General features: G+C 68.6%; 22 protein-coding genes and 1 pseudogene. 16 read left to right on the top strand and 7 right to left on the bottom strand.

Translation table 11 applies throughout. From position 1 onward, the window contains the following. The first annotated feature begins 155 nt into the window (after positions 1 to 155). Together MZV50_RS03315 and MZV50_RS03310 are read left to right on the top strand one after the other, a co-directional pair. Positions 156 to 1,460: an acyl-CoA dehydrogenase family protein gene (locus MZV50_RS03315; RefSeq protein ID WP_252632998.1), complete on the top strand. Its 1,305-nt coding sequence runs from the start codon at positions 156 to 158 to the stop codon at positions 1,458 to 1,460. Positions 1,461 to 1,676: 216 nt separating this feature from the next. After that, entirely contained in the window at positions 1,677 to 2,198 is a 522-nt protein-coding gene (locus MZV50_RS03310; protein ID WP_252632997.1) for a methylated-DNA--[protein]-cysteine S-methyltransferase, read from the top strand. Here the strand turns inward: MZV50_RS03310 and MZV50_RS03305 are convergent. Together MZV50_RS03305 and MZV50_RS03300 are read right to left on the bottom strand one after the other, a co-directional pair. Continuing rightward, on the bottom strand, positions 2,182 to 2,610 hold the full coding sequence (locus tag MZV50_RS03305; RefSeq protein WP_252632996.1) for a DUF4345 family protein: 429 nt from the start codon (positions 2,608 to 2,610) through the stop codon (positions 2,182 to 2,184). The genes MZV50_RS03310 and MZV50_RS03305 overlap by 17 nt on opposite strands. Positions 2,611 to 2,641: 31 nt before the next feature. Next, positions 2,642 to 3,052: a VOC family protein gene (locus tag MZV50_RS03300; protein WP_252632995.1), complete on the bottom strand. Its 411-nt coding sequence runs from the start codon at positions 3,050 to 3,052 to the stop codon at positions 2,642 to 2,644. Positions 3,053 to 3,228: 176 nt separating this feature from the next. Here MZV50_RS03300 and groES point away from each other — a divergent pair, with 176 nt between their 5' ends. The 5 genes from groES (at position 3,229) to MZV50_RS03275 (ending at position 7,124) form a co-directional block, all read left to right on the top strand. Then, positions 3,229 to 3,519, top strand: a complete 291-nt coding sequence (groES, locus tag MZV50_RS03295) for a co-chaperone GroES (RefSeq protein WP_172270611.1) — start codon at positions 3,229 to 3,231, stop codon at positions 3,517 to 3,519. 60 nt (positions 3,520 to 3,579) lie between these two features. Beyond that, a complete protein-coding gene (groL, locus tag MZV50_RS03290; RefSeq protein ID WP_252632993.1) occupies positions 3,580 to 5,223 on the top strand; it encodes a chaperonin GroEL in 1,644 nt (547 codons plus the stop codon). 173 nt (positions 5,224 to 5,396) lie between these two features. Beyond that, positions 5,397 to 5,534 carry a hypothetical protein gene (locus tag MZV50_RS03285; protein WP_252632992.1) on the top strand — a complete coding sequence of 46 codons (138 nt, stop codon included), beginning with the start codon at positions 5,397 to 5,399 and terminating at the stop codon, positions 5,532 to 5,534. A 38-nt stretch (positions 5,535 to 5,572) separates the two neighbouring features. Then, positions 5,573 to 5,887, top strand: coding sequence for a hypothetical protein (locus MZV50_RS03280; protein ID WP_252635161.1), 315 nt, complete (start codon positions 5,573 to 5,575; stop codon positions 5,885 to 5,887). 76 nt (positions 5,888 to 5,963) lie between these two features. Then, positions 5,964 to 7,124, top strand: coding sequence for a DUF3089 domain-containing protein (locus MZV50_RS03275; RefSeq protein WP_252632991.1), 1,161 nt, complete (start codon positions 5,964 to 5,966; stop codon positions 7,122 to 7,124). Positions 7,125 to 7,206: 82 nt separating this feature from the next. On the opposite strand, the gene MZV50_RS03270 is transcribed toward MZV50_RS03275, so the two are convergent. Next, the gene (locus MZV50_RS03270; RefSeq protein ID WP_252632990.1) at positions 7,207 to 7,389 is read right to left on the bottom strand and encodes a DUF1328 domain-containing protein; all 183 of its coding nucleotides are present in this window, start codon (positions 7,387 to 7,389) and stop codon (positions 7,207 to 7,209) included. Between the two features lie 110 nt (positions 7,390 to 7,499). Between MZV50_RS03270 and cobT the strand changes: the two genes are divergently transcribed. From cobT to MZV50_RS03250, 4 genes are all read left to right on the top strand, one after another. Next, positions 7,500 to 9,425, top strand: coding sequence for a cobaltochelatase subunit CobT (gene cobT, locus MZV50_RS03265; protein WP_252632989.1), 1,926 nt, complete (start codon positions 7,500 to 7,502; stop codon positions 9,423 to 9,425). Beyond that, positions 9,422 to 10,564: an esterase-like activity of phytase family protein gene (locus tag MZV50_RS03260; RefSeq protein WP_354668921.1), complete on the top strand. Its 1,143-nt coding sequence runs from the start codon at positions 9,422 to 9,424 to the stop codon at positions 10,562 to 10,564. The genes cobT and MZV50_RS03260 overlap by 4 nt, the downstream gene beginning before the upstream one ends. A 161-nt stretch (positions 10,565 to 10,725) precedes the next feature. Then, positions 10,726 to 11,037: a hypothetical protein gene (locus MZV50_RS03255; RefSeq protein ID WP_252632988.1), complete on the top strand. Its 312-nt coding sequence runs from the start codon at positions 10,726 to 10,728 to the stop codon at positions 11,035 to 11,037. Positions 11,038 to 11,301: 264 nt separating this feature from the next. Further along, positions 11,302 to 11,601: a hypothetical protein gene (locus tag MZV50_RS03250; RefSeq protein WP_252632986.1), complete on the top strand. Its 300-nt coding sequence runs from the start codon at positions 11,302 to 11,304 to the stop codon at positions 11,599 to 11,601. Between the two features lie 93 nt (positions 11,602 to 11,694). Here the strand turns inward: MZV50_RS03250 and MZV50_RS03245 are convergent, their stop codons facing one another. The 3 genes from MZV50_RS03245 to rpmB all read right to left on the bottom strand — a co-directional run bounded on the left by MZV50_RS03245 (position 11,695) and on the right by rpmB (position 14,662). After that, positions 11,695 to 13,083, bottom strand: a complete 1,389-nt coding sequence (locus MZV50_RS03245; RefSeq protein WP_252632985.1) for a nicotinate phosphoribosyltransferase — start codon at positions 13,081 to 13,083, stop codon at positions 11,695 to 11,697. A gap of 69 nt (positions 13,084 to 13,152) precedes the next feature. Continuing rightward, the gene (locus tag MZV50_RS03240) at positions 13,153 to 14,193 is read right to left on the bottom strand and encodes a bifunctional nicotinamide-nucleotide adenylyltransferase/Nudix hydroxylase (protein WP_252632983.1); all 1,041 of its coding nucleotides are present in this window, start codon (positions 14,191 to 14,193) and stop codon (positions 13,153 to 13,155) included. A gap of 169 nt (positions 14,194 to 14,362) precedes the next feature. Beyond that, a complete protein-coding gene (rpmB, locus tag MZV50_RS03235) occupies positions 14,363 to 14,662 on the bottom strand; it encodes a 50S ribosomal protein L28 (protein ID WP_125155294.1) in 300 nt (99 codons plus the stop codon). A gap of 266 nt (positions 14,663 to 14,928) precedes the next feature. Here rpmB and MZV50_RS03230 point away from each other — a divergent pair, with 266 nt between their 5' ends. Further along, entirely contained in the window at positions 14,929 to 15,393 is a 465-nt protein-coding gene (locus MZV50_RS03230) for a DUF3617 domain-containing protein (RefSeq protein WP_252632982.1), read from the top strand. A gap of 401 nt (positions 15,394 to 15,794) precedes the next feature. Here the strand turns inward: MZV50_RS03230 and MZV50_RS03225 are convergent, their stop codons facing one another. After that, entirely contained in the window at positions 15,795 to 16,370 is a 576-nt protein-coding gene (locus MZV50_RS03225) for a methylated-DNA--[protein]-cysteine S-methyltransferase (RefSeq protein WP_252632981.1), read from the bottom strand. 120 nt (positions 16,371 to 16,490) lie between these two features. On the opposite strand from MZV50_RS03225, the gene MZV50_RS03220 reads away from it, so the two are divergent. The 4 genes and pseudogenes from MZV50_RS03220 (at position 16,491) to MZV50_RS03205 (ending at position 21,193) form a co-directional block, all read left to right on the top strand. Then, complete coding sequence (locus MZV50_RS03220; protein WP_252635160.1) at positions 16,491 to 18,095, top strand: amidohydrolase; 1,605 nt, start codon at positions 16,491 to 16,493, stop codon at positions 18,093 to 18,095. Between the two features lie 13 nt (positions 18,096 to 18,108). Next, a complete protein-coding gene (locus MZV50_RS03215; RefSeq protein ID WP_252632980.1) occupies positions 18,109 to 18,315 on the top strand; it encodes a hypothetical protein in 207 nt (68 codons plus the stop codon). A gap of 45 nt (positions 18,316 to 18,360) precedes the next feature. Continuing rightward, positions 18,361 to 20,909, top strand: a pseudogene (locus MZV50_RS03210) (helicase-related protein). Continuing rightward, positions 20,906 to 21,193 (top strand): RNA-binding S4 domain-containing protein, encoded by a 288-nt coding sequence (locus MZV50_RS03205; protein ID WP_252632979.1) that lies wholly within the window; start codon positions 20,906 to 20,908, stop codon positions 21,191 to 21,193. The pseudogene MZV50_RS03210 and the gene MZV50_RS03205 overlap by 4 nt, the downstream one beginning before the upstream one ends. Positions 21,194 to 21,232: the final 39 nt, after the last annotated feature.

Below are 21,232 nucleotides of genomic sequence, written 5' to 3'. Positions count from 1 at the left end.
CGCTGTTTTCGACCAGGACGGGCGCCGTGACAACCCGCCGGGCCGCGATTGAGGCTCCTTAAGCGCGTCTGCCCGCTTGCCCCTCGCGTCAAGGCGGTGCTACAACCACTTCAAACAACTGTTTGACTCAAAGAGAGCGGGTAGAGGGAACGGCCATGGACTTCGACATCTCCCCCAAGCAACGCGCCTTCATGGACCGCGTCACCGCGTTCATGGACGAGCACGTCTATCCGGCCATCCCGACCTACGAGGCCGAGATGAACGTGCTGGGCGCCGAACGCTGGAAAGTCGTCCAGGTGGTCGAGGAGCTGAAGAAGAAGGCCAAGGCCGCCGGCCTGTGGAACTTCTTCATGCCGCCGCACAGCGGCCAGACCCACGTCGACGACACCTTCGAGTTCGAAGGCGAGCAACTGACCAACCTGGAATACAGCCTGATCGCCGAACAGATGGGCAAGGTCGGCTTCGGCTCGGAAGTGTTCAACTGCTCCGCGCCCGACACCGGCAACATGGAAGTGCTGATGCGCTACGGCACGCTGGCGCAGAAGGAAAAGTGGCTGCGCCCGCTGATGAACGGCGAGATCCGCTCGGCCTTCCTGATGACCGAGCCGGCCGTGGCCAGCTCGGACGCCACCAACATCGAGACCCGCATCGAGCGCGACGGCGACCACTACGTGATCAACGGCCGCAAGTGGTGGAGCTCGGGCGTGGGCGATCCGCGCTGCAAGGTCGCCATCGTGATGGGCAAGACCGATCCGACCGCCGCCCCCCACAGCCAGCAGAGCCAGGTGCTGGTGCCGCTGGACGCGCCGGGCATCGAGATCGTCCGCATGCTGCCGGTGTTCGGCTATGACGACGCCCCGCACGGCCACGCCGAGGTGATCCTGAAGGACGTGCGCGTGCCGATCGAGGACGCCCTGCTGCTGGGCGAGGGCCGCGGCTTCGAGATCGCCCAGGGCCGCCTGGGCCCGGGCCGCATCCACCACTGCATGCGCACCATCGGCACGGCCGAGGTGGCGCTGGAGAAGATGGTCCAGCGCCTGATGAGCCGCAAGGCGTTCGGCAAGTACATCTCGGACCACTCGGTGTGGGAGCAGCGCATCGCCGAGGCCCGCATCGACATCGAGATGTGCCGCCTCTTGTGCCTGAAGGCCGCCGACATGATGGACAAGGCCGGCAACAAGTCGGCGCGTCTGGAGATCGCGATGATCAAGGTCGCCGCGCCGCGCTTGGCCCTGAAGATCATCGACGACGCCATCCAGGCCCACGGCGGCGGCGGCGTGACCACCGACTTCGGCCTGGCCAAGGCCTATGCCGGCATCCGCACCCTGCGCCTGGCCGACGGCCCGGACGAGGTCCACTGCCGCACCATCGCCCGCATGGAAATGTCGAAATACGGCGACCTGGCCTACAAGCAGAAGGTCGAGCGGGAAGCCGCGCGGCAGGTGCCGGGGATTCGGTAGGCTTCCACGTAACGCCTCGAAACTACGTCTCCCCGGCGAAAGCCGGGGCCCAGGTTCCGCCTGAGCGACTGGAGATGATCCGAGTGTCCGCCCAGGTCTGACCCGCAAATCCCATGGGTTCGATCTGGGCCCCGGCTTTCGCCGGGGAAGCGAGGCTATTGGCGCGAGAGCAACTTCCGGGCGGACACTCTCGCCCGTCCCGGCGACAATCGCCCGATGAGTCGTCCCGCCCGCCTGTTCCTGGATCGCCAGCCCTCGCCGATCGGCGAGTTGCTGATCGTCACCGACGAGGCCGGCCTGCTACGGGCCGTCGACTTCCATGATCACGAGCACCGCCTGGATCGGCTGCTGAAGACCCACTACGGCCCGCTACGCCCCGATACGGGTCCGGCCCCCGCCGTGACGCGCGCCGCCTTGGCCGCCTATTTCGAGGGCCGGTTCGAGGCCCTGTCGTCCCTGGCCTGGGCGACCAACGGCACGACCTTCCAGAACGCGGTGTGGACGGCGCTGACCCAGATCCCCGCAGGCCAGACCATCACCTATTCGGAACTGGCCCGTCGCGCCGGCCGTCCGGCCGCCATCCGCGCCGCCGGCCACGCCAATGGCTCGAACCCCTTGAGCCTCGTCGCGCCCTGCCACCGGGTGATCGGCATGGACGGGTCGCTGACCGGCTATGGCGGCGGAATCGAGCGCAAGCGCTGGCTGTTGGCCCACGAAGGGGTCAGGCCAGGCCGCTGACGCCCCGCAGCACGACGCGGCCGATGTTGAAGAACGGCAGGCTGAGCGTGACGCCGATCAGGGCGTTGAACACCATCGAGCCGGCGTTGAAGCGTCCCGCGTCCTTGTCCAGCGCCGCCGACAGCGCCCGCCCCGCCGCCGCGCCCAGCCAGGCGACGGCCAGGACCAGAGCCATGGCCGCCCCGATGCGGGGCTGATAGCCGAGATACAGCGCCGCGATCCCGTGCGAGGCGATCAGCACCCCGCCCATCGCGCGGCCCTCGGCGAACAGCTTCGGCTTGGAATTGGCCTCGTCGGCCAGGCCCGCCAGCTCCAGCATCACCTGCGGCCGCGCCAGGATCATGCCGCCCAGCGTGCCGCCGATGATGCAGGCCAGGACCGCCAGGAGCAGCGACAGGACATAGCTGGACATCGGGTCTCCTCGGGGCGCGTGGGGGATGGCCTCAGGCGGGCTTGTGACAGACGGCCTCGACGTTTCGTCCGTCCGGGTCAAGCACGAAGGCGGCATAGTAATTGGGATGATAATGAGGCCGCACGCCGGGCGCGCCGTTGTCGGTCCCGCCCGCCGCCAGGGCCGCGGCGTGGAAGCCGTCCACCTGGGCGCGGTCGGCGGCGACCAGCGCCAGGTGCATCGGACCCGTCGCGGTCCCGCCTTCGGTGATCCACAGGCTGGGCTTGCCGGCCTGGATGTCGCGCCGATCCGCGGTGGCGCCGTAGCCATAGTGGGCCGAGCCGCCGGTCTCCTCGGCGGTGACGCTCATCACCACGCAGATCCCCAGCGGCGCGAACGCGGCGTCATAAAACGCCTTGGCCGCCTGGAGATCACGCACCGTCACGCCCATATGGTCGATCATCGAAAGCCTCCCGCGCTCACGCGCCAAAAAAAGTTCGCCTTTGGCGTCCTTGACTCCTCGAAGGGGGCTGCCTAACTCACCCACCGACGTTGGCACTCGATGGGAGCGACTGCTAACAGCACCGCTCCCCCGGACCAGCGAAGCCTTTACACAAACCGTTCCGACGGAGAACCACAATGAAGTTTCGTCCCCTGGGCGACCGCGTCCTCGTGAAGCGCGTCGAAGAAGAAACCAAGACCAAGGGCGGGATCATCATCCCCGACACCGCCAAGGAAAAGCCGCAGGAAGGCGAAGTCGTCGCCGTCGGCCCCGGCGCGCGTAACGACAAGGGCGACGTCGTCGCCCTGGACGTCAAGGCTGGCGACCGCATCCTGTTCGGCAAGTGGTCGGGCACGGAAGTGAAGGTCGACGGTCAAGACCTGCTGATCATGAAGGAAAGCGACGTCCTGGGCGTGGTCGAGGGCTAATCCCTCCCACCGTTCCGACCGTTTTCTACCCGTAATTCTCTTTTAGAAGGGCTCATACACATGGCCGCTAAAGACGTTTATTTCTCTTCGGACGCGCGCGACAAGATGCTGCGCGGCGTCAACATCCTCGCCAACGCGGTGAAGGTGACCCTGGGCCCCAAGGGCCGCAACGTCGTCATCGAAAAGTCGTTCGGCGCCCCGCGCACCACCAAGGACGGCGTCTCGGTCGCCAAGGAAATCGAACTGGCTGACAAGTTCGAGAACCTCGGCGCGCAGATGATCCGCGAAGTCGCGTCGAAGACCAACGACAAGGCCGGCGACGGCACCACGACCGCCACGGTCCTGGCCCAAGCCATCGTGCAAGAAGGCCTCAAGTCGGTCGCCGCCGGCATGAACCCGATGGACCTGAAGCGCGGCATCGACAAGGCCGTTCTGGTCGCCATCGAGGAAATCAAGAAGTCCTCGAAGAAGGTCACCACCAACGCTGAAATCGCTCAGGTCGGCACCATCTCGGCCAACGGCGACAAGGAAGTCGGCGAGATGATCGCCAAGGCGATGGACAAGGTCGGCAACGAAGGCGTCATCACCGTCGAGGAAGCCAAGACCGCCGAGACCGAACTCGACGTCGTCGAAGGCATGCAGTTCGACCGCGGCTACCTGTCGCCGTACTTCATCACCAACGCCGACAAGATGGAAGTTCAGCTGGAAGAGCCGCTGATCCTCCTGTTCGAAAAGAAGCTGTCGTCGCTGCAGCCGCTGCTGCCGGTGCTGGAAGCCGTCGTCCAGTCGGGCCGTCCGCTGCTGATCATCGCCGAGGACGTCGAAGGCGAGGCCCTGGCCACGCTGGTCGTCAACAAGCTGCGTGGCGGCCTGCGCGTCGCCGCCGTCAAGGCTCCGGGCTTCGGCGACCGCCGCAAGGCCATGCTGGAAGACCTCGCCATCCTGACCGGCGCCCAAGTCGTCAGCGAAGACCTCGGCATCAAGCTCGAGAACGTCTCGCTGGACATGCTGGGTCGCGCCAAGAAGGTCTCGATCACCAAGGACGACACCACGATCGTGGACGGCATTGGTGAAAAGGCCGACATCGAAGCCCGCATCGCCCAGATCAAGCGCCAGATCGAGGACACCACCTCGGACTACGACAAGGAAAAGCTGCAAGAGCGTCTGGCCAAGCTGGCCGGCGGCGTCGCGGTCATCCGCGTCGGCGGCTCGACCGAAGTCGAAGTGAAGGAAAAGAAGGACCGCGTTGACGACGCCCTGAACGCGACCCGCGCGGCCGCCGATGAAGGCATCGTCCCGGGTGGCGGCACGGCTCTGCTCTGGGCTTCCAAGGCCCTGGCTGGCGTGACCGGCGACAACGACGACCAGACCGCCGGCATCGCCATCGTGCGTCGCGCCCTGCAGTCGCCGATCCGCCAGATCGCCGAGAACGCCGGCGTCGAAGGCTCGATCGTGGTTGGCAAGATCCTGGAAAACGCCAGCAGCTCGTTCGGCTTCAACGCCCAGACCGAGCAGTACGTTGACCTGGTCACCGACGGCGTCATCGACCCGGCCAAGGTTGTCCGCACCGCTCTGCAGAACGCCGCCTCGGTGGCCGGTCTGCTGATCACCACGGAAGCCGCGATCGTCGAAGCCCCGAAGAAGGCCTCGGCCGGCGGCCCTCCGGGCGGCATGCCCGGCGGCATGGGCGACATGGATTTCTAGGAAATCCATAAAGTCGCTGAAACGAACGAGGGCGGGGCCGCGAGGCTCCGCCCTTTTTCTGTCCACCGTCCATCCACCGCCATTTCAGCGAAATCGCGCCAAAGTGAACCGACCCAAGCATCCAAGCGGGACCATGGGCGTTAGGATGCAGCCTTGCAGGCATGGAGGCTGTTATGTCGTTCGTGCGTGAGTACCCCGCCCCGCGTCGTAAACGCGCCCCGCGGACATCCCTGAGTCTCGTCGTCCTGGGTCTGTCGGTCTGGCTGGTGCTGGGCCTGCTCAGCCAGGTCGGCTTCCAGCTGATCGGCTGACCCTTTCGCGGGACGGCGCGGACGGCTACATGCGGCCCATGTTCCGCCAGCGTCCCGACGCCGATCTGATCGTTCAAGGCTGGGTCATCGGCGTCATGGTCGAGGTCCCAGGCGAGCGCGCGCCCGTCCGCCACTACTTCGCCGTCGGCAAGGCCGACCGGGCCCAGGCCGAATGGGCGGCCGTCGACCTGGCGATGAACGCCGGCGCCGTCGCCTCCAGCCCCGTGGCCGGCAAGGAGCCCGTCGAGGCGCTGCGCGAGATCGTCGCCTATCGCATGCGCGAGCTGGGCCTCAAGCCCGGCGAGGCCCGGGCCCTGGGCGACAAGAACCCGCGTCGCTGGCTGTCGCTATAGGCCCTTGGCGACCGGCGGTCTTTGTGGCCATGCTCCCGGCAAAACGGTCGTTTGAGATCGGTGGGGAGATCACGTGATGGCGCAACTTCTGGCGACCCTGGGGCTGACGATCGGCCTGGCCCTGGCGAACGCGGCCTGCGCCCAAGCGCCCGCCGCCTCGGTCGAGCCCAACGACTACGGCAAGACCGAGACCTGGCTGTGCCTGCCGGGTCGCAAGGACGCCTGCGTGGTCGACCAGACCACCACCATCGTCCAGGCCGACGGCAAGACCTCGGTCGAGACGTTCAAGGCCGCCGCCGCGCCCAACTACGACTGCTTCTATGTCTATCCGACCGTCTCGACAGATCCGGGCGGCAACAGCGACATGGTCATCGACGAAGCCGAGCGGCGGGTGGTCGAGCAGCAGCTGGCCCGTTTCGCGTCCCAGTGCCGGGTGTTCGCCCCGATGTACCGCCAGGTGACCCTGGCGGCCCTGCGCGCGGTGATGATGGGCCAGCCTTCGCCGGGCAACGGCGTCCTGGCCTATGGCGACGTGCGCGACGCCTGGCGCTGGTACCTGGCCAACGAGAACAAGGGCCGGGGCGTGGTTCTGATCGGCCACAGCCAGGGCTCGCGCATGCTGCTCGACCTCCTGAAGAACGAGGTCGACGGCAAGCTGGCCCAGGCCAATCTGATCTCGGCCTACATCCTGGGCATGACCACGCCGGTCGACGCGGCCGGCAAGTTCGGCTCGATCCCCCTGTGCGTGAAGGCCGACCAGGCCGGTTGCCTGGTCACCTATGTCTCGTTCCGCGAAACCTCGCCGCCGCCGGCCAACAGCCGCTTTGGCAAGACCGACGCCGAAGGTCGCCGCGCCGGCTGCGTCAATCCGGCGGCCCTGCTGGCCGGCAAGGCCTCGACCGAGGACGCGCCGGTCCACGCCTATCTGAGCAGCAAGGCCTTTCTGTCCAGCGGCGAGCCCAAACCGTTCGCCAAGGGCCTGACCGTGTCGACGCCGTTCGTGAGCCTGCCGGGCCTGGTCTCGGCGCGCTGTGTCGCCGACGGGGACTTCACCTATCTGTCGGTCAAGGTGAACGCCGATCCAGCCGATCCGCGGACCGACGAGATCTCAGGCGACATCGTGGTGGCCGGCAACGTCCTGAAGGACTGGGGCCTGCACCTGATCGACGTGAACCTGGAGATGGGCGACCTGGTCGCCCTGGTCGACCGGCAGGCCAAGGCCTACGCGGGACGCTAGGACTCACCCACGAGTCCTAGCGTCATCGAATGCCGGCGGCGGGGTCGACGTCCGCTCCGGCCCGCGCAAGGCGCGCGGCGGCCTATTTCGGGCCGGCCGCCGCCTTGAACACGGTCGCCCCCAGCAGCATCACGATGACGAAGCCGACCAGGAACAGGAAGAACAGGATCTTGGCGATGCCGGCCGCCGCGCCGGCGACGCCGGTGAAGCCCAGCGCCCCGGCGATCAGGGCGACGATGGCGAGGATGATGGCCCACTTGAGCATTGACGTTTCCTTCGGAGGGCGCGCGGGAGCGGCGCTATTCGGAAAATCAACGCCTCGTCCGCGCACGCCGTTCCTTGTTTTCACCGCCTGAGGCCGTTAACTCGAAGACCATGGCCTCCAAGCCCGAAAGCCCCACCGAACCCTTCAAGCGCGCCCTGGCGCACGCTGCGCGCTCGCTCGCCGAGACACCGGACCTGGAGGTCGTGTTCTCGGGCGATGGTCCGCAGCTGCTGGGTAAGCGGGCGGTGCTGCCGCATCCGCCGCGCGACCTGTCCGGCAAGGAGGCCGCCCGCATCCGCGGCCTGGCCGACCAGATGGCCTTGCGCCTGGCTCACCACGATCCGATGGCTCACGCGCGCGCCCGCCCGGCCTCGCCCGACGGCCAGGCGGCGTTCGAGTCGATCGAGCAGGCGCGGCTGGAAGCCATCGGGTCCAACGCCTTGGGCGGTGTTCGCGCCAACCTGACCGCCGCCCTCGAGGCCCGGCTGGAGAAGCAGGGCCTGACCCGCGCGGTCGCCACCGACCGCCAGTCGGCGCCGATGGCCGAGATCCTGGGCCTGATGGTCCGGGAGCGCCTGACCGGCGATCCGCCGCCGGACGGGGCCAAGGCCCTGGTCGACATCCTGCGCAACGACATCGAGGCCCGGGCCGGCAAGGACCTGGACCGCCTGGCCGCCGCCATCGACGACCAGGCCGCCTTCGCCCGCGTGACCCGCGAGATTCTCCGCGACCTGGACCTGGGCGAGGAGATGTCCGAGGCGACCGAAAGCGCCGACGAGGATGACGGCGAGGACGACGCCCCCACCGAAAACTCAGACGAGGATCAGGGCGAGGGCGAAGGCGAGCAGCCCGAGGGTTCCTCGCCGCAGGAAAGCGAAGCCTCGGACCGCGAGACCGAAGCCGGCGACGAGGAGATGGTCCAGTCGGACCAGGAGGGCGAGCCCGAGGAGAGCGACGAACAGCCCGAAATGGGCGACGGCGCCAAGCCTGCCCGTCCCGACACCGGCCCCTCGGCCGGCGCCGAGCCGCTGTACAAGATCTTCACCACCGCCCACGACGAGATCGTCCCGGCCGAGGACCTGTGCGACGCCGAGGAACTGACGCGCCTGCGCGCCTATCTGGATCAGCAGCTGAGCGCGCTTTCCAGCGTCGTCTCGCGCCTGGCCAACAAGCTGCAGCGCCGCCTGCTGGCCCAGCAGAACCGCGCCTGGACCTTCGATCTCGAGGAGGGGATGCTGGACGTCGCCCGCCTGACGCGGGTGATCATCGACCCGACCGCGCCGCTGTCGTTCAAGCAGGAAGAAGACCAGGAGTTCCGCGACACGGTCGTGACTCTCTTGATCGACAACTCCGGCTCGATGCGCGGGCGGCCGATCATGGTGGCGGCGATCTGCGCCGACATCCTGGCCCGCACCCTGGAGCGCTGCGGCGTCAAGACCGAGGTCCTGGGCTTCACCACCCGCGCCTGGAAGGGCGGGACCAGCCGCGACGAGTGGATCAAGCAGGGCAAGCCCGCCGCGCCGGGCCGCCTGAACGACCTGCGCCACATCATCTACAAGGCCGCCGACAGTCCCTGGCGCCGGGCTCGCAAGAACCTGGGCCTGATGATGCGCGAGGGCCTCTTGAAAGAGAACATCGACGGCGAAGCCCTGATGTGGGCGCACCAGCGCCTGATCGGCCGGCCCGAAGCCCGCCGTATTCTGATGGTGATCTCGGACGGCGCGCCGGTGGACGACAGCACCCTGAGCGTCAATTCGGGTCACTATCTGGAGCGCCACTTGCGCCAGGTCATCGCCGAGATCGAGGGCAAGAGCCCCGTCGAGCTGATCGCCATCGGCATCGGCCACGACGTCACCCGCTACTACCGCCGCGCCGTCACCATCGTCGACGTCGAGCAATTGGGCGGGGTGCTGGTCGAACAGCTGGCGGCTCTGTTCGAAGAAGAGCCGCGCCAGATCGCCCGCACGCGCGGCCTGCTGGCCCCGCTGCCGGTGGTCACGCCGCAGGTCGCGAAAGCCGGCAAGGTCCCGGCGTGATCGGTCTTCGCACGGCGCTCGTCCTGGGCCTGGTCGGCGGCGCCGGAGGCTTCGCCACCCAGTGCACGCCGCGCCGGCCGCCGCCCGTGGTCGCCGCCCCGCCCGCGCCGGTCAAGGCCGGGCCCGAGATCACCGTCATCACCACGCCCGTGCCGCTGGACGCCGCCAACCCGGCCAAGATCGACGCTGGCGGCGGCTTCACCTATGCCGGCGGCCTGGTGCTGACCAGCACGAACACCTCGCGCCTGCATGGCCTGTCGGACCTTTCGGTGAACGCCGACGGCCGGCTGACGGCGATCAGCGACGAGGGCGACATCTTCGAGGCCCGGCTGCAGCTGGACGCCGGCGGCAAGCTGATCGGCCTGACCGAGACCAAGCTGCGTCCGCTGCCGGGCCTGGACGGCCAGCCGCTGCAGGGCAAGTCGCACGCCGACGCCGAAGGGCTGGCCGTGCTGCCGAACGGCGAGCGCCTGGTCAGCTTCGAAGGCGATCACCGCATCTGGCGCTACGCGGTCCAGCCCGACGGAACCTGGAGCCGGCCCGCCGTCGCGCCCAAGCCCGCCACCATCTTCCCCGACAACGAGGGCATGGAAGCGATCACGGCCTATCCGGCCGCCGGCCCCGACGCCTACATCGTCGGCGGCGAGGAGGGCGAGGTGTGGCTGTGCCGCCTGTCGTCCGAGTGCCGGTCGCTGCCCCCACAGTCGGGTCCGGACTTCACCTGGGGCCTGACCGCCTTCGCGCCGTTCGCCGGGACCGCCATCGCCACCCTGCATCGCGGTTACGACCCCATCCGCGGCTGGCGGGCCACGGTGCGCTTCATCTCGGACCCGACCCTGCCGGCGGCTCGCCAGCGCACTACAGCGGCCCTGCATATCGACGGCGCCATGCCGCGCGACAATTTCGAGGGCCTGGCCCTGACGGGCCCACCGCCCGGCGCGCCAGCCGGCGCCACGCGTCTCTACCTGATCTCGGACGACGGCGCGGTCAGCAAGAACCAGCGCACCTTGCTGCTGGCCTTCGACTGGGTCGCGCCCCCCCGCGCCGCCGCCGCTTCCGCCCAAGCCGGCCAAGAAGCACGTTCGCAAGCGCTAAGCCGTTTCGTTTCGAACGAGACGGTTTCATTGCCAACTATATGATTGTATTGATCTTTTTTCGGAAAAATCTTACTTCGCGCTTGCAATAGGTACCGGTACCAGATACCGGTGTCAGCGACGGACGACGAGGCGAGATCCTGGGGGCCGTCAGAGGAACGCGCCGGGAGGCGGTTGAACCCAACCTCCTTTCCGGGACTACCAACATGATCCGTCTGCTCGTTGTCGCCATCGCCGCTCTGATGGCCACCACCGCCGCCACCTCGGCCAGCGCCGCTGAATACACCGTCAAGGTCCGTGGCCGCGCCACGCCCGAAGTCCACGCCGAAATCGTCTCGGCGGCCAAGCAACTGTGCCAGGACGACCTGGCCGGCAACCCGAACGCCTCGGACCTGGCGCCGTACTGCGTGCGCGAAGTGACCCGCGACGCCGTGCTGCGCACCAAGAGCCCCGAACTGGTCGCCTTCAACAAGGCCCAGAGCCGCAGCACCTATTTCATGCGCGTCGCCATCCGCTAAACCGCGGCGTCATGACTTGAAAAGAGCCCGCGAGACCTCGGTTTCGCGGGTTTTTCGTATTCTGTTTCAAGACCGCAAACGATTGTACGCACGCGAAACACCACAACGCTCAAGCTCAGGGTGCATCGCAACATAATCGTTGATAACTCAGACGAACGTCGCTATATCGACATCCGACGGCGCGACAGGCAAAAGACCGAGCAGGACCGTCAGGGGAACGCGTCTGGAGGTGGTTGATCACAACCCCCTTTCGGAACTTTCGAGATGATCCGCTCCATCGTTCTGGCCGCTTCGGCCATCGTCCTCGCCGCCGCCGCTCCCGCCTCGGCCGCCGAAATGCGCGTGAAGCTGGCCGGCAAGTCGGCCGCCGAAGTCCGCGCCGAAATCGTCAAGGCCGCCTCGACCGTGTGCTGGCAGGACGTCCGTGGCGAAGCCCTCGCTGGCTACCTGTACCCGGCCTGCATCCGCGCCTCGGTCAACGACGCCGTGGCCAAGATCAACAACCCGGCCCTGAGCGCCTACAACACGGCCAACCCGTCGTCGGGCGCCGTCGTCGCGCGCTAAGCGGCCCAAGTTCAGTACCGCGTACCAGTAAGCGTATCAGTATCGAGCGTTCAAACCCGCCGCGGCTCAAGCCGCGGCGGGTTTTGCTTTTAGCTAGGCCACGCTTCTGGCGCGCACTTCGGCCAGGGTCTGGTCGACCCGCAGGACACCGTCCTCCCAGACCGTGACCATGGCGTCGCGCCAGCCAGGCTCGGGGGTGAAGCCCTCGGGGGCCGCCACGGTGCGATAGCCGCCCGCTCCGTCGGTCAGCAGCATCAGCCGCCCCGCCTTGCTGCGCTTGCCCGGGTCGGTCACCGGATCCTTGCTGACGTCGATCCAGCGCCCGTCGACCTTGGCCGCCGAGCATTTCAGCGCGAACTTCTGAGTGTCGCGATCCAGCTGCTGCAGCAGGCCGCCGCCCATGCCGAAGGCCAGGTTCTCGGCGCTGAAACCCTCGGCGACGATGCGCTCCAGGATGGCGGCGATGCTGACCGGATTGACGCCGTCGCCCTGGATGACGCGGACATGGTTCAGCACCTTGTAGCCCCTGCCGTTCGTCGTCGAACCGAAGGTCTGGTCCAGCAGGCGCAGGGTCTCGGCGACGATGGTTACCGGGTCGCCCGAGTCGGGCCGCACCACCAGGGTCGCGCCGCTGTCGATCACCGCCTGGCGCAGTTCCCCGCCCCACAGGTCACGGACCGCGTGGAACAGGTCGTAGCTGTCGGACACCACCGAGAACAGCGCCCCCGGCTTGCCGAAGCGGGCCAGCATGTTGCGATAGGCCTCGACCTCGTTCTCGCGCCCCCAGCTGGTCACCGTGCTGTGCTCGGCGGCGGGGATGGAGAAGGCGGCCATCGGCTCGTGGTACCAGGCGCGACCGGCCAGGACGGCGCTCAGGGTGTCGCTGCCCTGGAAGTTCACCAGGTGCGCCAGCCCGCCCAGGGCCGCCGATTCCTGGCTGGAGACGCCCCGCGCGCCGAAGTCGTGCAGCTTGAACGGCAGTTCGGCGGCGGCGTTGTCGCTGGTCTTCTCCAAGGCCGCGCGGATCGTCTGCTTCACCTGCCAGCTGATCGTGGCGACCGTCACCGGATACCAGACCCGCAGCAGCAGGGTCTCCAGATAGGACGGCAGCCAGAAGCACTCCGGATCGGTGTTCTCGATCGTCATCAGCGCCTGGTGGGTCGGCACGACACTCCCTTCGGGTACGGCGCGGATCCGCACCGGCAGGCGGCCGCCATGGACGTCGACGATCCGCCGCCAGCCGGCCTCGTTGAAGGGCTCGCCGTGGGCGGCCAGCAGCGCGGCGGCCTCGTCGATCATGGCGTGGGTGACGGGCTTGCCCAGCTGGCTCTTCAGGATCGCCTGCAGGCCGAAGAAGACGGTGCGGTCATAGCGCCCGCCCCGGCTCTCGACGTACGAGAAGGCGCCGGTCGTGCCGGGCGGATACTGCAGCCAGTGGCTGGCCTTGTAGCTGTCGGTGTTGAGGACCAGGTTGTCGAACATCGCGGAAGCTCCTTCGCGCGGGAACGGGCCGACCCGTCTATCGGGGCGGCATGACAAGGGGTTTGGACGTCAGGCGCCGCCGACGAAGTGCTCGAGGATATGGAAGTGATCCTCGAAGAACTGCTCCTCCATCAGCATCGCCTCGCTGAGCGGGACCCAGCGGACCCGGTCGGCGTCATCGGCGGCGCGGACCTTGGGCAGATCGCCGGTCGGGAAGTCGAAGTGGAAGGCGTGGGTGATCGTGCGGCCCCGCAGCGAGCGGCCGGGATAATCGAACACCTGGCGCGCCTTGATCGAGCCGCGCAGCACGGCCGGCGGGAGCTTCACCCGGGTTTCCTCCTGCAGCTCGCGCATGGCCGCCGCCTGAACGGTCTCGTCCTGGTTCACGAAGCCGCCCGGCAGGGCCCAGAGACCCTTGCCCGGCTCGGCCCGGCGGCGGACCAGCAGGACATGGCCGGAGTGGACCAGCACCGCGTCGGCGGTGACGAAGGTCGGCGCATAGGGCGCGGCGGCCCAGCTCTGGCGATAGGCGCGCATGAAGGCGTCCTCGCGCGCCAGCTGGGCGTAGGCGGGCGAGCCGGCGCGGAAGGCCTCCAGCATCTCGAACACGGCCGGCGGGGTGTTGGCCTCGACCAGACGCAAGGCCCCGGCCTCGCCGGAGAATAGCCAGGCGCGCAGCTCGGTGGCCGACAGCACGTCGGTGTGCTGTACGTCGACCAGCGGCCACTGCGGGAAGGCGGCCAGATAGGCGCCGGTGGCCCCGTCCTTGTCGCGGCCGATCAGTCCGACCTTGGTCTCCGGGCCCGCGCCGTCGGCCTCGAGCGTCTCGGCGACCAGGCGCTGGACGTCGGCGACCCAGACCGTCTCGTTGTAGAGCCGGTCGCGCAGCGGTTGGACGATCAGGCGCCCGGCTTCGTCGCCCGCGGCGGCGCGGATCATGACGGCGCGCTCGCCGGCGTTGAAGGGATTGCGGGTGGTGCGCGGCTGGCCGGCGCTGCCGACCAGGACGATGACCTTGTCGGCCAGGCGCAGGGCGTGCCGCAGCACCGTTAGGTGGCCGTTATGGAACGGCTGGAAACGTCCGATCAGGACGAGATAGTCGTAGCGCATGAGGCTCCCCCACGCTGGTTGACGCCGCCGGTCTATCCAGCGACGAACTTATGCTAACTTTGAGCATAAGGGGTGTCAAGGGGACACCCAGCGTGAAGTGAAGACGACGAAAAGCCCGCCGGGCGAACCCGGCGGGCTTTCGTTGGATCAGCCTTGAGGCCGAAGCCGCTTAGGCGGCTTGCGCGGCGGCCTTGGCCTTGGCCTTGACCTGCGACTTGATCTTCAGGGCGCGCGGCGACAGCTGCTCGTCCTTGGCGCCCAGCAGGAACACGTCCAGGCCGCCCTTGAAGTCCAGCGTGCGCAGGGCCGCGTTGCTGATGCGCAGCTTGAAGCTCTGGCCCAGCGACTCCGACTGGAGCGTGGCGGGCGACAGGGCCGGCAGGAAGCGGCGCTTGGTCTTGATGTTCGAGTGGCTCACATTGTGGCCGACCATCGGACCGATACCGGTAAGTTCGCAACGGCGCGACATGGTGGTTACCTTGGCTTGGGCGAAGCCGCTCGGCTCGGTGAAGAGCCTGGGCCACGCTAAGATATGAATTCGGACACACGGTTGGACCAGGCCGACCGCGCGAGAGCGGGCGATATAGGCGAAGGCCCGCCCTTGAGTCAAGGCTGGTCTGGCCCGTTCCATCAAAGGCCTCTCGCGTTCGCGAGGGAACCCGATGCCTCACCCCCGCCTTCAAGCACGGTTCATCTGGCGCTCTATATATAGGCCGCATGAAGGAGACCCGTCGTATGCGTTCCACCGCTCTCGCCGCTTCTGTTCTGGCGCTCGCCATCGGGGGCGTGGCCCTGGCTCAGCCCTTGGTCCGCGCGGCAGCGACCCAGGCCACGGCCAAGTCGACGATTCTGCCCGGCCAGTGGGAGTACGACTACAAGATCGGCGTCATCCCGGTCAGCAACGAGACCAAGTGCCTGAAGCCGGCCGACGCCGAGCAGTTCTCGCGCGGCATCTGCACCAAGCGCTACCGCTGCGACTACACGACCAATGTCGTCCGCGACGGCAAGATCCAGCTGAAGGGCACGTGGACCGACAAGAAGGACCGCGTCTCGCCGGTCACCGCCGACGGCGTCTACTCGCCCGAGGCCTTCAAGATGAACATCCACATCAAGACCATCAACGGCATGCCCCTGGCCGGCAGCCTGACGGCCAAGCGCCTTTCAGCCGAATGCCCGCCCGCGGAAACCGCCGCGAAATAGGCGACCGCCGTGGAGCTTCGGCGAAACCGATTTGTGGTTAATCCAGCTTAAGCTACAATAGCTTGTAGGGAACAAACACTGAATCGGAGAACGTCGCCGATTCGGTCCTGATTCGTTTCGCCCCTGTTCGAGCAAGCGTTACCGCGCGTTAAGAGGCGGGGACGGACGAACGGAATATCCCTCTCTCTGAGAGAGAGGGAGGGGCCCGCCGCCGGAGGCGGTGGGAGGGTGAGTGGTTTCACCGTCAGCCGGTGATCCCCCAAAGCAGCTAAAGAAATTGCCCCTGACGGCGCGTAGCCGCGCTGGTCGGAGCCCTGTTCGGTGAGGGCGTACCCACTCACCCTCCCATCGCTACGCGATGGGCCCCTCCCTCTCTCCATGAGAGAGGGCTTCTTATGCCTTCATCCCCCGCGCGGCGGCGCGACCGAGAACTCCAGATCGAACAGGGTCGGGACCGCGCTGGTCTTGGCTTTCTCGATCGTCAGCAGGCGGGCCTTGGTCTCGGCGCCGCCGGGGGCCGAGAAGCCGCCCATGTTGCCGGCCGAGCCCAGCACGCGATGACAGGGCACCACGATCGGCCAGGGGTTCTCGCCCAGGGCCTTGCCGACGGCCCGCGCCGCGCCCGGCTCGCCCATGGCCTTGGCCACCTCGCCATAGGTCGAGGTGTCGCCCGGCGTGATCGCCCGGGCGATCTCGTAGACTCGCAGGTTGAAGGAGGATTGGCCGCCCAGGTCCAACGGGATGTCCGACAGGTCGTCGCGCCCGCCGCCCAACAGGTCGCGGATGCGGTCCATGATCGCCTCGATCTCGGCCGGCGGCTCGGCCTCGACCGCGTCGGGAAAGCGCTTGCGCAGCCGCGCCCAGGCCGCGCCTGGCGAGCTCTCCGGCAATTGCACGCCGATCAGGCCGCGCTCGCCCCACGCGAGGCCGCAGCGCCCGATCACGGTGTCGAAAAGGGTGAAACCCTGGGCGGACATGCGGCAAACCTAGCAGGCCTGTTGCGACTTGGCAGTGACGCCTCGTACGATTTCCGGAACTTGCTCTCCGGAGATGCTCCTTTGCGCCGCTTTGCCACGATCGCCGCCTGGACCGCCCTTATGGCCGGCGCCCCCTTCGCCGCCGCGCACGCCGGCGACATCCTGATCCACGGCGGCCCGATCCATACCGGCGTCGACGCCACCCCGACCGCCGAGGCGGTGTTGATCCGCGACGACAGGATCCTGTTCGTCGGGCCGCTGGCGACCGCCCGCGCCAAGGCCGCCAAGGACGTCCGCGACCTCGACCTGAAGGGCGCGGCCGCCTATCCGGGCTTCGTCGACGCCCACGCCCACCTGACCGGCATCGGCCTGCGCGAGCTGACCCTGAACCTGGACAAGGTCCAGTCCGTCGCCGAGCTGGTTGCGACGGTGAAGGCCTACGCCGTCGCCCATCCAGAAGGCGCGATCTACGGCCGGGGCTGGATCGAGACCCACTGGCCCGAGAAGCGCTTCCCGACCCGGGCCGACCTGGACGCCGCCGCGCCTGGTCGGATCGTCGTGCTGGGCCGCTCGGACGGCCACGCCAGCGTCGCCTCGACCGCCGCCCTGGCCAAGGCCGGGATCACCGCCGCGACCGCCACCCCGGCCGGCGGCCAGATCCTCAAGGGTCCCGACGGCCAGCCCGACGGCATGCTGATCGACCACGCCCAGGCCCTGGTGAAGGACGTCATCCCGCCGCCCGACAGGGCGCTCAAGCGCAAGGCCCTCGAGACGGCCGGCCAGCTCTACGCCGCGCGCGGCTGGACGGGCCTGGACAATATGAGCGTCGAGATCGAGGACCACGCCCTGCTGGCCGCCTTGGCGGGCGAGGGCAAGTTCCGCCTGCGCGTCGACAACTACATGGACCCGGCCAGCGCCGGTCTGATCCTGTCGATGGGGCCTTTCGAGGACAAGACCGGCCTTATCCGGGTGCGCGGGATCAAACTCTACATGGACGGCGCCCTGGGCTCGCGCGGCGCGGCCCTGCTGGAGCCCTACAGCGACGCCGAGGGGCTGGGCCTGCAGCTGACCCAGCGCGAACAGGGCCTGACGCTGATGAAGCAGGCCAAGACCGTCGGCGCCCAGGTGGCCATGCACGCCATCGGCGACCGCGGCAACCGCATGACGCTCGACTGGTTCGAGCAGAGCCTGGCCGGCGACACGACCGCCCGCTGGCGGATCGAACACGCTCAGATCGTCGCCGACACCGACGTGCCGCGCTTCGCCAGGCTGGGCGTCATCGCCTCGATGCAGCCCAGCCACGCGATCGGCGACCTCTATTTCGCCCCGGCGCGCCTGGGCAAGGATCGCCTGCACGAAGGCTATCGCTGGAAGGACTTCCTGACCGCCGGCGTCGTGGTGGCCGCCGGCTCGGACGCCCCGGTCGAGGTCGGCGACCCGCGCATCGAGTTCTACGCCGCCGTCTATCGCCACGGGCTGGACGGCTTCGCCAACGAAGACTGGCATCTGGAGGAGGCCGTCACCCGCGCCGAGGCGCTGCGGATGCTGACCCTGGCCCCGGCCTACGCCGTGTTCCGCGAGAAGGAGCTGGGCACGCTGGAAGCCGGCAAGAAGGCCGACATGACCGCCTTCGACAAGGACCTGATGACCGTCGAGCCCAAGGCCATTCTCACCGCCCAGCCGGTGTTGACGATCGTCGACGGCAAGGTGGTGTTCGAGAAGTAGACAAGGAGGTCCCATGTACGACGACCCGCTTCTGGATCGCGATCCGCAGACGGCGCTCGCCGAGTTCAAGGCCGGCCCGTTCAGCGCCCGGGCCGAGGTGCGCGTCACGCCGGTCGGCATCCTGGCCGTCGGCGCGCTGATGACCGGCGTGCTGCTGTCGACGGCGCTGGTGGTCTGGGCGTCGACCTCGATAGGCCGGGCGCGCGTATCGCGGCGTTGACCCCGCCGTCTTGCCCCGGGTCGATTCCCGCCCCACCTTGACTCCATGAGTGACCGTTCGACCGGCCTGGCCCCTTCGAAGCTGACCGCGGTCCTGGGGCCTACCAACACCGGCAAGACCCACCTGGCCGTCGAACGCATGCTGGGCCACGCCTCGGGGATGATCGGCCTGCCGCTGCGCCTCCTGGCGCGCGAGATCTACGACCGGATCGTCAAGCTGCGCGGCAAGGCCAGCGTCGCTCTCATCACCGGCGAGGAAAAGATCGTCCCGCCGCGCGCGGCCTATTTCGTCTGCACGGTCGAGGCCATGCCGCTGGCCCGCGAGGTCGACTTCCTGGCCGTCGACGAGATCCAGCTGTGCGCCGATCCCGAGCGCGGCCACATCTTCACCCACCGCCTGCTGCATGCCCGCGGCAAGTTCGAGACCATGTTCCTGGGCGCCGGGACCATGGCGCACCTGGTCCGCCGCCTGCTGCCGGACGCCGAGATCGTCGGGCGCGAGCGGTTCAGCAACCTGTCCTACGCCGGCTCCAAGAAGCTGACCCGCCTGCCCCGGCGCACGGCGATCGTCGCCTTCTCCACCGACGCGGTCTACGCCATCGCCGAGCTGATCCGCCGGCAAAGGGGCGGGGCTGCCGTGGTCATGGGCTCGCTCAGCCCCCGCACCCGCAACGCCCAGGTGGCTCTGTATCAGTCCGGCGAGGTCGACTTCCTGGTGGCTACCGACGCCATCGGCATGGGCCTGAACATGGACGTCGACCACGTGGCCTTCGCGGGCCTGCGCAAGTTCGACGGCAAGCGCACCCGCTGGCTGCACCCGCAGGAAGTCGGCCAGATCGCCGGCCGGGCGGGCCGCTACACCCGCGACGGCACTTTCGGCGTCACCGGCGACTGCGAGGAGATCGACGAGGACCTGGTCGAGGCCGTGGAGAGCCACACCTTCGAGCCGATCACCCAGGCCGAGTGGCGAAACGCCCGCCTGGATTTCGGCTCATTGCCGGGTCTGCTGCGCTCGCTGAACGAGACGCCGAAACGCAATGGCCTCTCGCTGTCGCAGGAGGCGCTGGACGAGCGCACCTTGCGGGCCCTGGCCAAGCAGGACGAGGTCATCGCCCGCTGCAAGACCGACCGCTCGGCCCTACTGCGGCTGTGGGACGTCTGCCAGACGCCCGACTTCCGCAAGACCACCGACGACGACCACCAGCGCATGGCGCGCACCCTGTTCGGCGACCTGACCACCGGCCGCAAGCGCCTGCCCGAGGACTGGATCAACAGCCAGTACAAGGCGCTGGACCGCGTGGACGGCGAGATCGACAGCCTGGCGGCGCGGCTCTCGGGGGTGCGTACGCTCAGCTACATCGCCAACCGTCCCGACTGGGTGGCCAATCCGGCCCACTGGCAAGGCCTGACCCGCCAGCTGGAGGACCGGATCAGCGACACCCTGCACGAGAAGCTGATGGCCCGGTTCATCGACCGCCGCACCAGCGTACTGATGAAGCAGCTGGGCGAGCGCGAGACCCTCTATGCCGGCGTCGGCCAGGACGGCGAGGTGACGGTCGAGGGCCATGTGGTCGGTCACCTGTCGGGCGTGGCCTTCACCCCGGTCAAGGCCGCCTCGCCGCTGGAGGAGAAGGCCCTGCGCAACGCAGCCCAGCGCGCGGTCGGGCCCGAGATCGCCCGCCGCCTGGGAACGCTGGCCAGCGAGGCCGACGACGCCTTCACCCTGACGCCGGACGGGGTGATCCTGTGGCGCGGCGAGGCGGCCGGCGCGGTGCGCCGCGACCTCCCCTGCTGTCGCCGCGCGCCCGCCTGCTGGGCGAGCTGGGCCCCGCCGCCGCCCGCGAGCGGGCCGAACGGCGCCTCGACGCCTTCCTGGCCGGCGAGGTCGACCGCTGCCTGGCCCCGCTGCGCAAGCTGGAACGGGCCCTGGCCGGCGGCGAGCTGAGGGGCCTGCCGCGCGGCATTTCCCACCGTCTGCTGGAAGCCGGCGGGGTGCTGGACAAGCGTCCCGTCGATCCCGAACTGAAGGCGCTCAGCCAGGGCGAGCGGCGCACGCTGAAAAGCCTGGGCGTGCGGATCGGGGCGTTCAGCCTCTACTGCCCCGGCGTGATCAAGGCCGAGGCCATCGCCTGCGCCCGGGCGCTTAACCCCAGCGGCTGGCGCGGGGCGCTGACCACGCTGGAGCCCCTGCCCTCGCCCGAGCCCAGCGCCCGCGAGCTGTCGGCCAGCGGCCTGCGCGCCGTGGCCGGCTTCACGGTTCCGGTCGAGGCGCTGGAGATCCTGGACGCCTTGCTGCGCACCGAGCAGCGGCCGGGCGGCGTGGTGCTGACCGAGGCGTCGCTGGACAAGCTGGGCTGGACCGCCAGCCAGGCCTCCGCCGTGATGCGGGCCCTGGACTACACCCCCGCCATCCGCGCCAAGCCGGACCAGCCGATCGTCTGGAAGCGGCGCGGCGCGGCCAAGCTGGAGCAGAAGCCGGTCAAGGCGCGGCCGGACTCCCCGTTCGCCGCCCTGGCCAAGCTGACCGAGCCGCCGCCGCCCCGTCGCAAGAAGCCTCGCCGCCGCAAGCCGGCGGTCCAGAAGGTCGCGTCATGACCGACACCCATGGGGAGGCCGTCAGGGCCGACGTCTGGCTCTGGCGCGCCCGCTTCTTCAAGACCCGCTCGCTGGCGGCCAAGTTCGTCGACGAGGGCCGCATCCGCCTGACCCGGTCGGGAGCCGAGAGCCGGATCGACAAACCCTCGCGGACCGTGAAACCCGGTGACGTGCTGCTGTTCGGCCTGGCCGGACGGTTGATCGCCGTGCGGGTCCTGGACTGCGGCGAGCGCCGGGGTCCGGCGACGGAAGCCCGCGGGCTCTACGAGGCGGTGGAGGGCTAGACGCCGCCGCGCCACGCGCTACCCTAGGTGGAACTTGGG

Origin of the sequence: Caulobacter segnis (assembly GCF_023935105.1) — a bacterium.
GTDB classification, from domain to species: Bacteria; Pseudomonadota; Alphaproteobacteria; order Caulobacterales; family Caulobacteraceae; genus Caulobacter; species Caulobacter segnis_B.
Note: the sequence above shows the minus strand (reverse complement) of the source record. Positions and strands in the feature narration are given on the sequence as shown.

Coding starts and splice junctions, on each gene's coding strand:
- MZV50_RS03315 (WP_252632998.1), top strand. CDS start 156: ATGGACTTCGACATCTCCCCCAAGCAACGCGCCTTCATGGACCGCGTC.
- MZV50_RS03310 (WP_252632997.1), top strand. CDS start 1,677: ATGAGTCGTCCCGCCCGCCTGTTCCTGGATCGCCAGCCCTCGCCGATC.
- MZV50_RS03305 (WP_252632996.1), bottom strand. CDS start 2,610: ATGTCCAGCTATGTCCTGTCGCTGCTCCTGGCGGTCCTGGCCTGCATC.
- MZV50_RS03300 (WP_252632995.1), bottom strand. CDS start 3,052: ATGATCGACCATATGGGCGTGACGGTGCGTGATCTCCAGGCGGCCAAG.
- groES (WP_172270611.1), top strand. CDS start 3,229: ATGAAGTTTCGTCCCCTGGGCGACCGCGTCCTCGTGAAGCGCGTCGAA.
- groL (WP_252632993.1), top strand. CDS start 3,580: ATGGCCGCTAAAGACGTTTATTTCTCTTCGGACGCGCGCGACAAGATG.
- MZV50_RS03285 (WP_252632992.1), top strand. CDS start 5,397: ATGTCGTTCGTGCGTGAGTACCCCGCCCCGCGTCGTAAACGCGCCCCG.
- MZV50_RS03280 (WP_252635161.1), top strand. CDS start 5,573: ATGTTCCGCCAGCGTCCCGACGCCGATCTGATCGTTCAAGGCTGGGTC.
- MZV50_RS03275 (WP_252632991.1), top strand. CDS start 5,964: ATGGCGCAACTTCTGGCGACCCTGGGGCTGACGATCGGCCTGGCCCTG.
- MZV50_RS03270 (WP_252632990.1), bottom strand. CDS start 7,389: ATGCTCAAGTGGGCCATCATCCTCGCCATCGTCGCCCTGATCGCCGGG.
- cobT (WP_252632989.1), top strand. CDS start 7,500: ATGGCCTCCAAGCCCGAAAGCCCCACCGAACCCTTCAAGCGCGCCCTG.
- MZV50_RS03255 (WP_252632988.1), top strand. CDS start 10,726: ATGATCCGTCTGCTCGTTGTCGCCATCGCCGCTCTGATGGCCACCACC.
- MZV50_RS03250 (WP_252632986.1), top strand. CDS start 11,302: ATGATCCGCTCCATCGTTCTGGCCGCTTCGGCCATCGTCCTCGCCGCC.
- MZV50_RS03245 (WP_252632985.1), bottom strand. CDS start 13,083: ATGTTCGACAACCTGGTCCTCAACACCGACAGCTACAAGGCCAGCCAC.
- MZV50_RS03240 (WP_252632983.1), bottom strand. CDS start 14,193: ATGCGCTACGACTATCTCGTCCTGATCGGACGTTTCCAGCCGTTCCAT.
- rpmB (WP_125155294.1), bottom strand. CDS start 14,662: ATGTCGCGCCGTTGCGAACTTACCGGTATCGGTCCGATGGTCGGCCAC.
- MZV50_RS03230 (WP_252632982.1), top strand. CDS start 14,929: ATGCGTTCCACCGCTCTCGCCGCTTCTGTTCTGGCGCTCGCCATCGGG.
- MZV50_RS03225 (WP_252632981.1), bottom strand. CDS start 16,370: ATGTCCGCCCAGGGTTTCACCCTTTTCGACACCGTGATCGGGCGCTGC.
- MZV50_RS03220 (WP_252635160.1), top strand. CDS start 16,491: ATGGCCGGCGCCCCCTTCGCCGCCGCGCACGCCGGCGACATCCTGATC.
- MZV50_RS03215 (WP_252632980.1), top strand. CDS start 18,109: ATGTACGACGACCCGCTTCTGGATCGCGATCCGCAGACGGCGCTCGCC.
- MZV50_RS03205 (WP_252632979.1), top strand. CDS start 20,906: ATGACCGACACCCATGGGGAGGCCGTCAGGGCCGACGTCTGGCTCTGG.